This is a genomic window from Enterobacter sp. BIDMC 27, from assembly GCF_000534415.1.
GTDB lineage: Bacteria > Pseudomonadota > Gammaproteobacteria > Enterobacterales > Enterobacteriaceae > Enterobacter > Enterobacter hormaechei_C.
Genome location: NZ_KI973178.1, coordinates 406,537 through 420,814, shown reverse-complemented (window position 1 = coordinate 420,814; position 14,278 = coordinate 406,537). Strand labels below are relative to the sequence as shown.

At 56.8% G+C, this 14,278-nt stretch carries 12 protein-coding genes; 3 read left to right on the top strand and 9 right to left on the bottom strand.

The window, feature by feature from the left end:
- Window positions 1-107 precede the first annotated feature (107 nt).
- From gntT to gntX, 3 genes are all read right to left on the bottom strand, one after another.
- On the bottom strand, window positions 108-1,424 hold the full coding sequence (gene gntT / locus L463_RS20345) for a gluconate transporter (protein ID WP_017384145.1): 1,317 nt from the start codon (window positions 1,422-1,424) through the stop codon (window positions 108-110).
- A 394-nt stretch (window positions 1,425-1,818) separates the two neighbouring features.
- Window positions 1,819-2,394 (bottom strand): Fe-S biogenesis protein NfuA, encoded by a 576-nt coding sequence (nfuA, locus tag L463_RS20350; RefSeq protein ID WP_003861601.1) that lies wholly within the window; start codon window positions 2,392-2,394, stop codon window positions 1,819-1,821.
- A 61-nt stretch (window positions 2,395-2,455) separates the two neighbouring features.
- Window positions 2,456-3,136 carry a DNA utilization protein GntX gene (gntX, locus tag L463_RS20355; protein WP_032104275.1) on the bottom strand — a complete coding sequence of 227 codons (681 nt, stop codon included), beginning with the start codon at window positions 3,134-3,136 and terminating at the stop codon, window positions 2,456-2,458.
- Window positions 3,137-3,172: 36 nt separating this feature from the next.
- Here gntX and bioH point away from each other — a divergent pair, with 36 nt between their 5' ends.
- Complete coding sequence (gene bioH, locus L463_RS20360; protein ID WP_017693858.1) at window positions 3,173-3,955, top strand: pimeloyl-ACP methyl ester esterase BioH; 783 nt, start codon at window positions 3,173-3,175, stop codon at window positions 3,953-3,955.
- Here the strand turns inward: bioH and feoC are convergent.
- From feoC to greB, 5 genes are all read right to left on the bottom strand, one after another.
- Complete coding sequence (gene feoC / locus L463_RS20365) at window positions 3,930-4,166, bottom strand: [Fe-S]-dependent transcriptional repressor FeoC (RefSeq protein ID WP_017384148.1); 237 nt, start codon at window positions 4,164-4,166, stop codon at window positions 3,930-3,932. The two genes, bioH and feoC, sit on opposite strands and share 26 nt — an antisense overlap.
- 11 nt (window positions 4,167-4,177) lie before the next feature.
- Entirely contained in the window at window positions 4,178-6,496 is a 2,319-nt protein-coding gene (gene feoB / locus L463_RS20370; RefSeq protein WP_032104277.1) for a Fe(2+) transporter permease subunit FeoB, read from the bottom strand.
- Window positions 6,497-6,526: 30 nt separating this feature from the next.
- Window positions 6,527-6,754, bottom strand: a complete 228-nt coding sequence (gene feoA, locus L463_RS20375) for a ferrous iron transporter A (RefSeq protein ID WP_003861611.1) — start codon at window positions 6,752-6,754, stop codon at window positions 6,527-6,529.
- Between the two features lie 319 nt (window positions 6,755-7,073).
- Entirely contained in the window at window positions 7,074-9,404 is a 2,331-nt protein-coding gene (locus tag L463_RS20380; RefSeq protein ID WP_015571440.1) for a Tex family protein, read from the bottom strand.
- 87 nt (window positions 9,405-9,491) lie between these two features.
- Window positions 9,492-9,965, bottom strand: a complete 474-nt coding sequence (gene greB, locus L463_RS20385; protein ID WP_017384149.1) for a transcription elongation factor GreB — start codon at window positions 9,963-9,965, stop codon at window positions 9,492-9,494.
- 228 nt (window positions 9,966-10,193) lie between these two features.
- On the opposite strand from greB, the gene ompR reads away from it, so the two are divergent.
- Both ompR and envZ read left to right on the top strand, forming a co-directional pair.
- Window positions 10,194-10,913, top strand: coding sequence for an osmolarity response regulator transcription factor OmpR (gene ompR, locus L463_RS20390; RefSeq protein WP_001157751.1), 720 nt, complete (start codon window positions 10,194-10,196; stop codon window positions 10,911-10,913).
- The gene (envZ, locus tag L463_RS20395) at window positions 10,910-12,256 is read left to right on the top strand and encodes a two-component system sensor histidine kinase EnvZ (protein WP_003861615.1); all 1,347 of its coding nucleotides are present in this window, start codon (window positions 10,910-10,912) and stop codon (window positions 12,254-12,256) included. The genes ompR and envZ overlap by 4 nt, the downstream gene beginning before the upstream one ends.
- 94 nt (window positions 12,257-12,350) lie before the next feature.
- On the opposite strand, the gene pckA is transcribed toward envZ, so the two are convergent.
- The gene (gene pckA, locus L463_RS20400; RefSeq protein WP_015571439.1) at window positions 12,351-13,967 is read right to left on the bottom strand and encodes a phosphoenolpyruvate carboxykinase (ATP); all 1,617 of its coding nucleotides are present in this window, start codon (window positions 13,965-13,967) and stop codon (window positions 12,351-12,353) included.
- Window positions 13,968-14,278 lie beyond the last annotated feature (311 nt).

The window sequence follows — 14,278 nt, the reverse complement described above, 5'->3', positions numbered from 1 at the left end:
AAACCCGCCAGTGGCGGGTTTTTTATTGCCCGGTGGCGCTAACGCTTACCGGGCCTACGTGCATTAAGTAGGTCGGGTAAGGCATAGCCGCCACCCGACTTAATACATCAAACCACCATATTCAACAGCAGCACCCCGACCAGACCGCACACCGAAATAATGGTTTCCAGCGCGGACCAGGACTTGATGGTTTCACCGATGGTCAGGTTGAAGTACTCCTTGAACAGCCAGAAGCCCGGATCGTTCACGTGGGAGAAAATCACGCTCCCGGAACCAACCGCGATAACCATCAGCTCAGGGCTTACGCCCGTGGTCGCAATCAGCGGCGCAACGATACCGCCCGCGGTAATCGCCGCAACGGTCGCAGAGCCCAGCGCGATACGCAACACCGCGGCAATAGACCATGCCATCAGCAGCGGGGAGACGTTGGTTTCATGCATCATGGCCGCGATGTATTTATCCACGCCGCTGTCGACCAGCACCTGCTTGAACGCGCCGCCACCGCCGATGATCAGCAGCATCATGGCAATGATTTTGATGGAAGAAGTCAGCGTGTCGTTGATCTGATCCATGGAACGACCACGGTTAAGACCGAAGGTGAACATGGCGATCAGGACCGCAATCAGCGTCGCCATCACCGGGTCGCCCAGGAACTCCGCAACGGACAGGAACGCGTGACCTTTCGGCAGAACCATCTCTGCTATGGCACGCATCGCCATCAGGATCACCGGTACCAGTGAGGTCCAGACGCTGACGCCAAAGCCTGGCATCTCTTCTTCAGTAAAGGTTTTGGCGCTGTACAGCCCTTCCGGGATAGGCTTATCAATGCCTTTCAGGAAGCGCGCATACACCGGGCCTGCCAGAATCACCGTCGGGATCGCCAGAATCGTACCGAACAGCAGGGTTTTACCCATATCGGCATGGAAGATGGTGGCGATAGCCGTTGGGCCCGGATGCGGCGGCAGGAAACCGTGGGTGACGGACAGCGCCGCAGCCATCGGCACACCCACGAACAGCAGCGGGATGTTGGCGGCAGCGGCGATGGTGAACACCAGCGGCAGCATCAGCACGAAGCCCACTTCATAGAACAGCGCGAAACCGACGGTAAAACCGGTTAACACCACCGCCCATTGAATGTTCTTCTTACCAAATTTGTCGATCAGCGTGGTGGCAATACGCTGTGCGCCACCGCAGTCCGCGAGCATTTTACCGAGCATGGCGCCGAAGCCCATGATCAGCGCCAGGCTGCCGAGCGTACCGCCGACACCGGCTTTAATGGAGCTGATAACTTTAACCAGCGGCATTCCCTGCATCAGACCGACTGCAAGTGCCACCAGAACCAGAGCGATAAATCCGTTCATTTTGAAGCGGATCATCAAGAGCAGTAATAACACAACACCGATAGCGACGATGACTAATGGCATGATTGACCTGGCCTTTGAATTGTTATGGGTAACGTCATTGTTTCAACGACAAATTCCGGTTGTCCCAACTGGGAACAGAGTGTTAACGGCACTCATACTGATGCCTGCGAAAACGTTAAGTTTAGTCGGCTGTTATAAGGGTGTTGAGTGCCCACGAGAATGATACGGGTAACATGCGGTGATTGAGAATCACCCAGGGAGGCAAAATTTGAATTATGAGACGCAGGTCAACATACAGAGGGAGAGGTAAACGCAAAACGGTAACCCTGAGGTTACCGTTTTTAATGTTTTCACCCTCTCCCGTGGGAGAGGGCCGGGGTGAGGGCATCAGACCGCACTGTTTTTGTAGGCCCGGTAAGCGCAGCGCCACCGGGCAATACAGACAGGGACTGAATCAGTAGTAAGAGTGCTCGCCGCGCTGGTGCTCGGTCAGATCGCGCACGCCTTTCAGTTCCGGGAATTCGTTCAGCAGCTGCTTCTCGATCCCTTCTTTCAGGGTTACATCAACCATGGAGCAGCCGTTACAGCCGCCGCCGAATTGCAGGATCGCCAGACCATCTTCGGTGATTTCCATCAGGGAAACACGTCCCCCGTGGCCGGCCAGCTGCGGGTTGATCTGCGATTGCAGCAGATATTCCACACGCTCCATCAGCGGGGCATCGTCAGAGACTTTACGCATCTTCGCGTTTGGCGCCTTCAGCGTCAGCTGAGAACCCAGCTGGTCAGTGACGAAATCAATCTCCGCATCTTCAAGATACGGCGCGCTCAGCTCATCAACGTACGCGGTGAGCTGTTCAAATTTAAGGGCAGTGTCAGTTGCTTCCACAGCATCCGGAGGACAATAAGAGACACCACATTCTGCATTCGGAGTGCCTGGATTGATCACAAACACGCGGATCTGCGTCCCTTCTTCCTGATTTGCCAGCAGTTTGGCAAAGTGCGCTTGTGCAGAATCGGAAATACGGATCATAGCTTTGGCCTAATAGTTGACTAAATTACCTGGGTATAATCATACGCCCATTGAAGAAGGGCTACAAGGTACGGCACAGACACCATACCTGAACTGACGCGGCGCCGCTTTGCAAAAGCAGTCGGGAAAGTTCAGCCACGGTACTGCCCGTGGTGACGACATCATCCACAATCGCGATATGGAGGCCGTTGACCGGCAATTCAAGGCGAAAGGCGTTTTTCAGGTTCCTTTTGCGCGACCGGGCGTTGAGCCGGTGCTGAACGGCAGTGGCATGAGTACGTTTCAGCGCAGAGGCTGGGTACCCGCAACCCAGCCAGTGGGCGAGCGGACGGCACAGCAGGTCGCTCTGATTGTATCCCCGCCGCCAGTGCCGACGCTGAAACAGTGGCACGTTCACAAGCGTGTCGACCGGCGGCAGCCCGCGCGTTCTTCGCGCCTGTAATACCGCCAGTAACAACAGGCGTGCCAGGGGCTGCGCCAGTGCAGTCTGGCTGGAAAACTTAAACTGATGAACCAGACGACTCAGCGGCAAAACGTAATCATCCACCGCCACCAGCGCGCTCCACGGCGGCGCTTTTTTCAGGCAACGGCCGCAGGGGAGCGTCTGGCTTACGGCAGGCAAGCCGCATTGCGGACAGCCCTTCAGGTAACCCAGCGCTCGCGTGCAAACGGAACAGACGCCCCACGCGCTCATCGCAAGTGGCATTCGGCATAGCCAGCACAAGCCGGGCACTGTTAGCATACGCAACCTCCATGTGAAAAAAGAGAACGTTAACTGATGAAGACGCTGTGGTGGCAGACCGTTGGGACGGGAAATTGTCATCTTGTGCTGCTGCACGGATGGGGACTGAACGCCGAAGTGTGGCGTTGCATAAGTGAGGAACTGGCCTCGCAATTCACGGTACACCTGGTGGATCTACCGGGCTATGGCCGCAGCCACGGCTACGGCGCGATGACGCTCGACGACATGGCGGAGCAGGTTCTGGAGGCGGCGCCGCAAAAAGCCGTCTGGCTCGGCTGGAGCCTGGGCGGGCTGGTGGCAAGCCAGATTGCGCTGCGCCATCCTGAACGGGTGCAGGCGCTGATCACCGTTGCCTCATCACCCTGTTTCAGCGCCCGCGAGGCGTGGCCGGGCATCAAACCGGAGGTGCTGGCCGGGTTCCAGCACCAGCTGAGCGAAGACTTCCAGCGGACGGTGGAGCGTTTCCTGGCATTACAGACGATGGGAACAGAAACCGCCCGTCAGGATGCGCGGACGCTGAAGCAGACGGTGCTTTCTCTGCCGATGCCGGAGGTTGAGGTGCTGAACGGTGGACTGGAGATCCTGAAAACGGTCGATCTGCGCGAGCCGCTGGCGTCGTTAACGGTGCCGCATCTGCGTATTTATGGCTATCTGGATGGACTGGTTCCGCGCAAGGTGGTTCCGCTGCTGGATGCGCTGTGGCCGGAGAGTAAATCAATGGTGGTTGCCAAAGCGGCACATGCGCCGTTCATCTCTCATCCTGCTGAGTTTTGTTCGGCGCTGTCCGGTTTTATCAGCGAAGCGTCCACCACTCCCTGAGACAGGCTTTACCTTCAGGACAACTCTTACAACTGCCGGACAGACAACCGTCCGGCTCTTCCTGAATGCGCACGGCTTTCCCCATGGCCTCCAGCCTTTCCAGCATGGCATCGATCATCGGCTGCGGCGTATGCAGGCTGAGGCTGAGCTGCTTCGCCTCCATTCGTCCCTGTAACGCCAGTAAATCACGAACCTGAATCAACGATGCCATCTTTTTTCCCCTCAGTGACAGTCGCCCGCAGGGCTGCTACAGCAGGTCGTCGGGGTTTTGCGCGTTGCCAGCAGGTTAACGTCAACGCGGCTACGCGCCCGGCGCAGCAGGCCAATCACCATCACGTTAAACAGGATCACCGCGAGGATACAGACCAGGCTGTAGCGCGGATGCTGGCTGTAATTGACGGCCTGATAAAACACGGTCGCCAGCGAGTAGGCAATGTTCAGCCCCCACAGAATGGAGAAGCCCATCCAGCCGCGGCTGGACTCACGGGCAATGGCGCCCATGACCGAGATGCACGGAATATAGAGCAGGACGAAGATCAGGTAGCTGTAGGCCGCCGACGCGCTGCCAAATTTCTGGCCCATCACGCCCATTGCTCCGGTCGCCATTTCGCCGTCGCCTTTGCTGGCTTCAATCGGGTTCGCCAGTACGCTCAGGCTGAAGGTGTCTTTCAGGCTCTGCCAGGTCTCTTCCACCGCGCCAAGCAGTTCATCGCCGAGGTTGAACGCTGCCGGATTAAACTCCTCTTCCTGGATGTTTTCCGCGGTGTAAAGCGTGTTCAGGGTGCCGACAACCACCTCTTTTGCCATCGCGCCGGTGAACAGGCCCACGGTTGCCTGCCAGTTGTCTTCCTGAACGCCAATCGGTTTGAAGACCGGCGTAATGATCCGGCTGACGGAGGCCAGGGCAGAGTCATTAATGTTGTCCGCGGCCTGGCCGCTCAGAGTGAAGCTGATCAGGGCGCTCAGGAAAATGCTGACCACCACAATCACCTTACCGGCGCGCAGAACGAAGCCCTTCAGGCGCTGCCATGTCTGAATAATCAGGCTTTTCAGATGCGGAACGTGATAAACCGGCAGTTCCATCACGAACGGCGACGCTTCGCCACGCATGATGGTGTGCTTCAGCATCAGGCCGGTGAGAATAGCCATCACGATACCCAGCACATACAGGGAGAAGACGGCCAGCGCTCCTTCCTGACCAAAGAACGCCGCGGCAAAGACCGCGAAGATCGCCAGCCGCGCGCCGCAGGACATGAACGGCGCCATCATGATGGTCATCAGGCGTTCGCGCGGGGCATCCAGCGTGCGTGCGCCCATCACCGACGGCACGTTACAGCCAAAGCCGACAATCAGCGGCACGAAGGATTTGCCCGGCAGCCCCAGCGCCTGCATCAGGCGGTCCATCACGAAGGCGGCGCGCGCCATGTAACCGGAATCCTCAAGGAAGGAGAGGAACAGGTACATCATGCCGATCTGCGGCACCAGCGGCAGGACGGTATTGATCCCGCCGCCGATCCCCTGCGCAAGGAAGATGGTCAACCATTCCGGGAAGTGGAGGGTGTAGCCCAGCCACTGAATACCGTGCACGAAGATAGCGACAGAGCCGCCATCAAAGATAGGTTGTAATGCACCGCCGATGTTAATGGCGAGCAGGAACATCACATACATCACCAGTAAAAAGATCGGTAAACCGAGGAAGCGGTTGAGCACAATCTTATCCACGGCGGCGGTGAAGCGGCTGGGTTCAGCGGTTAATGCATTGCTGACCACGTCACAGATAGCGGCGATGGCCTGATAGCGCGCATCCGCAATGTGCAGGGCCGGGTCATCCAGCTCGTCGCTAAGGCGAGCCTGTGCGACATCCAGCTTATCCGCCGCATCGCCTGCGTAGGCGCGGCTGTAGATATCGCCTTCCAGCATTTGCAGGCCAAGCCACAGACGTTGTCTGGCGGGCATGCTGTTATCCATCTCCTGCGCCAGCTGCCCGGCTTCGCGCAGCAGCGGCTGGGCGTAGTGCACCAGTTCGACGTCGGCATTGCCCGTGTGGCGGTCAATCGCCAGCTTCAGGGCGTCAATGCCGCGCGCGCGGGTAGAAACCAGCGGAACCACCGGGCAGCCCAGACGGGTGGAGAGGGCATCGACGTCGATGCGCAGCTTTTGCTTCTCCGCGATGTCGAGCATGTTAAGCGCCACGATGCAGGGAATACCCAACTCCAGCAGCTGTAACGTGAGATACAGATTTCGTTCGAGGTTGGAGGCATCCACCACGTTGATAAGCAGATCTGCGTCGCCGCTCAGAATATAGTGGCAGGCAATTTGCTCATCGAGAGAGGTCTGCGATGAAATCGTGGTGAGGGAATAGGTCCCCGGTAAATCAACCAGCGTGACCTGATTATCTGTCGTGGTGAACTGGCCTTCTTTGCGTTCCACCGTCACGCCTGCCCAATTTCCCACACGCTGGCGTGCGCCGGTTAACTGATTAAATAAGGTTGTCTTGCCGGAATTAGGATTGCCAATTAAGCCAATAGTTAATTTTTTCATTGTAATAGACTCACTGAAACCGCTGGCTTGTTAACGGGATAAAGATTCAACTTCAATTAATGCGAGGTCTTTTTTACGCAGAACCAGATTAACGCGTCGGGTTTCGATATGAACTGGATCGCCCAACGGCGCAACGCGCACAACCTGGAATGATGAGCCGGGTAGCATGCCCAGTGACAGGAGCTTCTGCCGATAGGCCGGGCTTATCTCACGGGTAAAACCGATAATTTTCCACGCACTGTCTGGAGTGAATTGCATAGCGCCTGATTCCACGATAGGTTAAATAATCTACACTGCGATGATAATGAGAATAGTTTTTATCAGCAATAATAAAAATGTGACGGGATGTTGTTAATCGTATTAATTTGCGGTCTGCTTGACCTTGCTCAATATTTTCGAAATTGAGGTGAAAATAAAAAGAGGGCTATTTGTTAATGAGGTGATAATTCGTGGTTTAAATATGGATACAACATATTTATTTTAATTCCCTGCGGCCTGCTTGCCGGGCGGCACTGCGTTTGCCCGGCCTACAAAACCGTAGGCCCGGTAAGCGTCGCGCCACCGGGCATTTACAGCATTAGCGTTTCTTACCCATCGCCGCTGCCAGCGCATCCATCATCGCGCTGTTGCCCGCCGGCTGTGCGTCACGTCCGCGTGGCTTCGCGGCTTTCGCTGCCGGACGCTGCTGTTCACGGCCACCGCCATTACCGCCACGGCGCGCGTTAGTGTCGCCCGGCTGCTCGTCCAGACGCATGGTCAGGGCAATACGCTTGCGCTGGAGATCCACTTCGAGCACTTTCACCTTCACGATGTCGCCCGCTTTGACCACGGTGTGCGGATCTTCAACGAACTTGTCGGCGAGGGAAGAGATATGCACCAGACCATCCTGATGCACGCCGATATCCACAAACGCGCCAAAGTTGGTGACGTTGGTTACCGCCCCCTCCAGCACCATGCCCGGCAGCAGGTCGTTCATGGTTTCTACGCCCTCAGCAAAGGTCGCGGTTTTAAACTCAGGACGCGGATCGCGGCCCGGTTTTTCCAGCTCTTTGATGATGTCAGTGACCGTCGGCACGCCGAACTGTTCGTCGGTGAAATCCACCGCTTTCAGGTTACGCAGCGCGCTGCTGTCGCCCATCAGGTCTTTCAGCGCTTGCCGGGTGGCGGCCAGGATGCGCTCAACAACAGGGTACGCTTCCGGGTGAACGGTAGAGGCATCCAGCGGGTTATCGCCGTGGTTGATGCGCAGGAAGCCCGCGCACTGCTCAAATGCTTTCGGCCCCAGACGGCTCACCTTCAGCAGCTGCTGGCGGTTCTGGAACTGACCGTTTTCATCACGCCAGGCGACGATATTCTGCGCCATCATACGGGTCAGGCCCGCCACGCGGGTCAGCAGGGGCACGGAAGCGGTGTTCAGGTCCACGCCAACGGCGTTAACACAGTCTTCCACTACCGCATCCAGCTTACGCGCCAGCTGCGTCTGGCTCACGTCGTGCTGATACTGGCCCACGCCGATGGATTTCGGGTCAATCTTCACCAGCTCCGCCAGCGGATCCTGCAAACGACGGGCGATAGAGACCGCACCGCGCAGGGAAACGTCCAGATCCGGGAACTCCTGCGCTGCCAGTTCCGAGGCGGAATAGACAGATGCCCCCGCTTCACTGACGATCACTTTCTGCGCCGTCACTTTCGGGAACTGCTTCTGCACGTCGAGATAGAAACGTTCAGTTTCTCGGGACGCCGTACCGTTACCGATGGCAACCAGCTCAACGTTGTACTTCTCGCACAGCGCGGCGACGACGACAGCCGCTTTCGCTGCCTGACCGGTGTGCGGGTAAATGGTGTCGGTGGCGACAAGCTTGCCGGTGCCGTCAACCACGGCCACCTTCACGCCGGTACGCAGACCCGGATCGAGACCCATGGTGGCGCGCAGGCCAGCTGGCGCCGCCATCAGCAGGTCGTGCAGGTTACGGGCGAAGACGTTGATCGCTTCGTCTTCGGCGCGCTCGCGCACGGTGCCCATCAGCTCGGTTTCGAGGTGCATCAGCACCTTGATGCGCCAGGTCCAGCTCACCACGCCTTTGCGCCAGCTGTCCGCCGGGGCGTTGTTCAGGCGCAGGCCGAGATGATCGATAATGATCTGCTCGCAGTGGCTCTCTTTTGGCGGCTCGTCAAACTGTGGATCGGCATTCAGGGAGAGTTGCAGCACGCCTTCGTTACGGCCGCGGAACATCGCCAGCGCGCGGTGAGACGGCGCGGTAGAAATGGGTTCGTGGTGATCGAAGTAGTCGCGGAATTTCGCGCCTTCTTCCTCTTTGCCGGACACCACGGTGGAGACGATATGCGCGTTCTTCCACAGGTAATCACGCACTTTGGCCAGCAGCGCCGCGTCTTCGGCGAAGCGCTCCATCAGAATATAGCGCGCGCCGTCCAGCGCGGCTTTGGTGTCCGCTACGCCTTTATCGGCGTCGATAAATTTGGCGGCTTCGGTTTCCGGATCGTGAGACGGCTCGTTCCACAGCAGATCGGCCAGTGGCTCAAGGCCGGCTTCGATCGCAATCTGCCCGCGCGTGCGGCGCTTCGGTTTGTACGGCAGATAGAGGTCTTCGAGCTCGGTTTTACTCAGGGTACCGTTAATGGCTTTTTCCAGGTCACTGGTCAGCTTGCCCTGCTCGCCGATAGATTTGAGGATCGCCTGACGTCGGTCTTCCAGCTCGCGAAGATAGCCCAGACGGGTCTCCAGGTTTCGCAGCTGCGTGTCATCCAGACCGCCGGTGACTTCCTTACGATAACGTGCAATAAACGGCACGGTGTTCCCTTCATCAAGCAGGCGAACGGCAGCTTCTACCTGTTCGGCTCTGGCCTGAAGTTCACCCGCAATAATGCGGCAGAGCGACTCTTTCATCATGGTCAGTTCATCTTGTGGATCGAAAATCAGGGGGATAGTTATACGGGCTGACACCAAAAAATGCCAGCCGGGGAGGGCGCTCTCGGACTATTTAACATACTCGATTTCGTTGACGTACCAGCTTGCTTCACCCGCAGGCGTCTGGACAACGGCTAAATCGCCTACCTCTTTTTTCAGCAGGGCGCGGGCCATGGGTGAGTCGATAGAAATGTAATCCTTACGACCGAAAATTTCATCGTAGCCGACGATACGAAAACGCAGGGTGTCGCCGCTGTCGTTTTCAATTTCGACCCACGCGCCGAAGAAGACTTTACCTTCCTGCTGCGGGGAGTAATCGACAATTTTGAGATTCTCGAGGCACTTCGTCAGGTAGCGTACCCGGCGATCGATTTCGCGCAGCCGCTTTTTATTGTACTGGTAGTCCGCATTCTCGCTGCGGTCGCCCAGGCTTGCTGCCCAGGTGACTTTTTTGGTCACTTCCGGACGCTCTTCGCGCCACAGGTAATCCATCTCTTTTTTGAGTTTCTCGTACCCTTCACGGGTGATCAGAGGCGTTTTCATGGTGCAGCCTTTAATGCCGGTTAACTGTCTTTGCGCACAATACGTAGCGCACAGTGTAACAGACAAGATTAATAATGATTTATGTGATGAAATGAACAGATAAGCTGCTGTTAAATATGCTTTGTAACAATTTCGTCTAGAATTTATACCAGAATTTGCTGGTCGAACCCGTGCACTTTTTTAGAATACGCTGTTCCAGGCTTATCCGAACCTTTGGGAGTACACACAATGCAAGAGAACTACAAAATTCTGGTCGTAGATGACGACATGCGCCTGCGTGCGCTGCTGGAACGTTATCTGACCGAGCAGGGCTTCCAGGTTCGTAGCGTCGCGAACGCGGAACAGATGGATCGTCTGCTGACGCGTGAATCCTTCCACCTGATGGTGTTGGACCTGATGCTGCCTGGCGAAGACGGGCTCTCTATTTGCCGCCGTCTGCGCAGCCAGAGCAACCCGATGCCGATCATCATGGTGACGGCGAAGGGTGAAGAAGTTGACCGTATCGTCGGCCTTGAGATCGGCGCTGATGACTACATTCCAAAGCCGTTCAACCCGCGTGAACTGCTGGCGCGTATTCGCGCCGTGCTGCGTCGTCAGGCGAACGAGCTGCCGGGCGCGCCGTCTCAGGAAGAGGCCGTCATTGCATTCGGTAAGTTCAAGCTGAACCTCGGCACCCGTGAAATGTTCCGTGAAGATGAGCCAATGCCGCTCACCAGCGGCGAGTTCGCGGTGCTGAAAGCGCTGGTCAGTCACCCGCGTGAGCCGCTCTCCCGTGACAAGCTGATGAACCTGGCGCGTGGTCGTGAATACTCCGCGATGGAGCGTTCTATCGACGTGCAGATCTCTCGTCTGCGCCGTATGGTGGAAGAAGATCCGGCGCATCCTCGTTATATTCAGACCGTGTGGGGTCTGGGCTACGTGTTTGTCCCGGACGGCTCTAAAGCATGAGGCGAATGCGCTTCTCGCCGCGAAGTTCGTTTGCCCGCACGCTGTTATTGATCGTCACCCTGCTATTCGTCAGCCTGGTGACGACCTACCTGGTGGTGCTGAACTTTGCAATCCTGCCGAGCCTTCAGCAGTTTAATAAGGTGCTGGCATACGAAGTGCGTATGCTGATGACCGACAAACTGCAACTGGAGGACGGCACGCAGTTGGTTGTTCCCCCGGCGTTCCGTCGGGAAATCTACCGTGAGCTGGGCATTTCTCTCTACTCGAACGAAGCGGCGGAAGATGCCGGCCTGCGCTGGGCGCAGCACTATGAATTCCTCAGTCAGCAGATGGCGCAGCAGCTTGGCGGCCCGACGGAAGTGCGCGTTGAGGTCAATAAAAGCTCGCCGGTTGTCTGGCTGAAAACCTGGCTGTCACCCAACATCTGGGTGCGCGTTCCGCTCACCGAGATTCATCAGGGCGACTTCTCGCCGCTGTTCCGATACACCCTGGCGATCATGCTGCTGGCCATCGGCGGCGCATGGCTGTTTATTCGTATCCAGAACCGACCGCTAGTCGACCTGGAGCATGCGGCATTGCAGGTCGGTAAAGGTATTATCCCACCGCCGCTGCGTGAGTATGGCGCATCGGAAGTGCGCTCGGTAACGCGTGCGTTTAACCACATGGCGGCAGGCGTTAAACAGCTGGCGGACGACCGTACGCTGCTGATGGCGGGGGTCAGCCATGACCTTCGCACCCCGCTGACGCGTATCCGGCTGGCAACAGAGATGATGGGCGAGCAGGATGGTTATCTTGCAGAGTCCATCAACAAGGATATCGAAGAGTGTAACGCCATCATCGAGCAGTTTATCGACTACCTGCGCACCGGGCAGGAGATGCCGATGGAGATGGCGGATCTGAACGCAGTTCTGGGCGAAGTGGTTGCTGCCGAAAGCGGCTACGAACGTGAAATTGCGACCGACCTTCAGGCAGGTGAGATTCAGGTACGTATGCACCCGCTCTCCATTAAACGCGCGGTGGCGAATATGGTGGTCAACGCGGCGCGCTACGGCAACGGCTGGATCAAAGTCAGCAGCGGTACGGAACTCAACCGCGCCTGGTTCCAGGTGGAAGACGATGGCCCGGGCATTAAGCCTGAGCAGCGTAAGCACCTGTTCCAGCCATTTGTGCGTGGCGACAGCGCGCGCAGCACCAGCGGAACCGGCTTAGGCCTGGCGATTGTGCAGCGTATAGTTGATAACCATAACGGACTGCTGGAAATTGGCACCAGCGAGCGGGGCGGTTTGAGTATTCGTGCGTGGTTACCGGTGCCGGTTTTACGGGGGCAGGTGAAAGAGAGTTAAAAAAGGGGGGGGGCCTGATGCCCTCACCTCGGCCCTCTCCCACGGGGAGAGAGAGAAAACATTAAAAAAGGCAACTTTCGTTGCCTTTTTGCTTTTACCTTGGTCCCGCACTCACCAGCGCAGCACCCGCCGGTGTGTCGGTATACTTCTCGAAGTTTTCGATAAACAGTTTCGCCAGCGATTCAGCCTTCTCACGCCACTGTTCCGGTGAACCGTAGGTGTTACGCGGATCCAGGATACGCGTATCCACGCCCGGCAGCGCTGTTGGGATCGCCAGATCGAACATCGGCAGCGTAAAGGTCTCGGCGTTATCCAGCGAACCATCCAGAATCGCGTCGATGATGGCGCGTGTATCTTTGATGGAGATACGTTTGCCCGTACCGTTCCAGCCGGTGTTCACCAGGTACGCCTGGGCGCCGGATGCCTGCATGCGTTTCACCAGCACTTCCGCGTACTGCGTTGGGTGCAGCGACAGGAACGCCGCGCCGAAGCAGGCGGAGAAGGTTGGGGTTGGCTCGGTCACACCGCGCTCGGTACCCGCCAGTTTAGCGGTAAAGCCGGAGAGGAAATGGTACTGCGTCTGGCTGGCGGTCAGGCGGGAAACCGGTGGCAGCACGCCGAACGCATCCGCGGTCAGGAAAATCACCTTCGTGGCATGACCCGCCTTCGACACCGGCTTGACGATGTTCTCGATGTGGTAGATCGGGTAAGAGACGCGTGTGTTTTCCGTTTTCGAGGCATCGTCGAAGTCGATAGAACCATCGGCACGCACGGTGACGTTTTCCAGCAGCGCATCGCGGCGAATCGCGTGGTAGATATCCGGCTCTGCCTCTTCCGACAGGCGAATGGTCTTCGCGTAGCAGCCGCCTTCAAAGTTAAACACGCCGTCATCATCCCAGCCGTGTTCATCGTCGCCAATCAGACGACGTTTTGGATCGGTGGACAGCGTTGTTTTACCGGTGCCGGAAAGGCCGAAGAACACTGCTACATCGCCTTTTTCCCCGACGTTCGCCGAGCAGTGCATGGAGGCGATACCGCGCAGCGGCAGCAGGTAGTTCATGACTGAGAACATCCCTTTCTTCATTTCGCCGCCGTACCAGGTACCGCCGATCAGCTGGATACGCTCGGTCAGGTTGAAGGCGATAAAGTTTTCGGAGTTCAGACCCTGCTCTTTCCACTGCGGGTTGGTGCATTTCGCGCCGTTCATCACGATAAAGTCAGGGGTGAAGTCTTGCAGTTCTTCATCGGTCGGACGAATGAACATGTTCTTCACGAAATGCGCCTGCCAGGCCACTTCAGTAATGAACCGTACGGAGAGACGGGTGTCGGCGTTAGCGCCGCAGAACGCATCAATAATAAACAGACGCTTGCCGGAAAGCTGATGGGTGACAAGTCCTTTCAGATGCTGCCAGGTTTCCGGGGAGAGCGGTTTGTTATCGTTCTTCCCTTTGCCCTTATCAGCCCACCACAGCGTATCGCGGGTGGTGTCGTCTCGGACGATATACTTATCTTTAGGCGAACGACCGGTAAAAATACCCGTATCGACGGCGATAGCACCCAGGTTCGTCAACACACCACGCTCGTATCCTTCCAGTGCCGGATTGAGCTCTTCCTGATACAGCGTATCGTAATCGGGGTTGTAGACCACTTCCTGGACGTCGTGAATACCATAAGCCTTGAGATCTTGCGGGGTTAAACCATTAACACGCATATCACTGCTCCTTAGCCAATATGTACTGCCTGAAATTGTAGGGTTTTTCTGGGGATGTTAACCGCGACGGGGCTCATAGATTTACGTATCTGGTCAAAACCCTTACTAACGGAAAACGCTGCGACTCCAGTCACAGGGCGGGCAGATTATCGCAGGAATCGCTTTTTGGATGGGGAAAATGTTCTTAAAAGGTTAATCTCTGGTGAATTTATCCAGAAGAATGTGAATGTAATCGCATACATGTAAGAAAATTACGTAAGGGTTACATTGGGAAAACGATTCAGGTCTCTTGGGTCAGCTATTTTCAGAGT

Coding starts and splice junctions, on each gene's coding strand:
- gntT (WP_017384145.1), bottom strand. CDS start 1,424: ATGCCATTAGTCATCGTCGCTATCGGTGTTGTGTTATTACTGCTCTTG.
- nfuA (WP_003861601.1), bottom strand. CDS start 2,394: ATGATCCGTATTTCCGATTCTGCACAAGCGCACTTTGCCAAACTGCTG.
- gntX (WP_032104275.1), bottom strand. CDS start 3,136: ATGCTAACAGTGCCCGGCTTGTGCTGGCTATGCCGAATGCCACTTGCG.
- bioH (WP_017693858.1), top strand. CDS start 3,173: ATGAAGACGCTGTGGTGGCAGACCGTTGGGACGGGAAATTGTCATCTT.
- feoC (WP_017384148.1), bottom strand. CDS start 4,166: ATGGCATCGTTGATTCAGGTTCGTGATTTACTGGCGTTACAGGGACGA.
- feoB (WP_032104277.1), bottom strand. CDS start 6,496: ATGAAAAAATTAACTATTGGCTTAATTGGCAATCCTAATTCCGGCAAG.
- feoA (WP_003861611.1), bottom strand. CDS start 6,754: ATGCAATTCACTCCAGACAGTGCGTGGAAAATTATCGGTTTTACCCGT.
- L463_RS20380 (WP_015571440.1), bottom strand. CDS start 9,404: ATGATGAAAGAGTCGCTCTGCCGCATTATTGCGGGTGAACTTCAGGCC.
- greB (WP_017384149.1), bottom strand. CDS start 9,965: ATGAAAACGCCTCTGATCACCCGTGAAGGGTACGAGAAACTCAAAAAA.
- ompR (WP_001157751.1), top strand. CDS start 10,194: ATGCAAGAGAACTACAAAATTCTGGTCGTAGATGACGACATGCGCCTG.
- envZ (WP_003861615.1), top strand. CDS start 10,910: ATGAGGCGAATGCGCTTCTCGCCGCGAAGTTCGTTTGCCCGCACGCTG.
- pckA (WP_015571439.1), bottom strand. CDS start 13,967: ATGCGTGTTAATGGTTTAACCCCGCAAGATCTCAAGGCTTATGGTATT.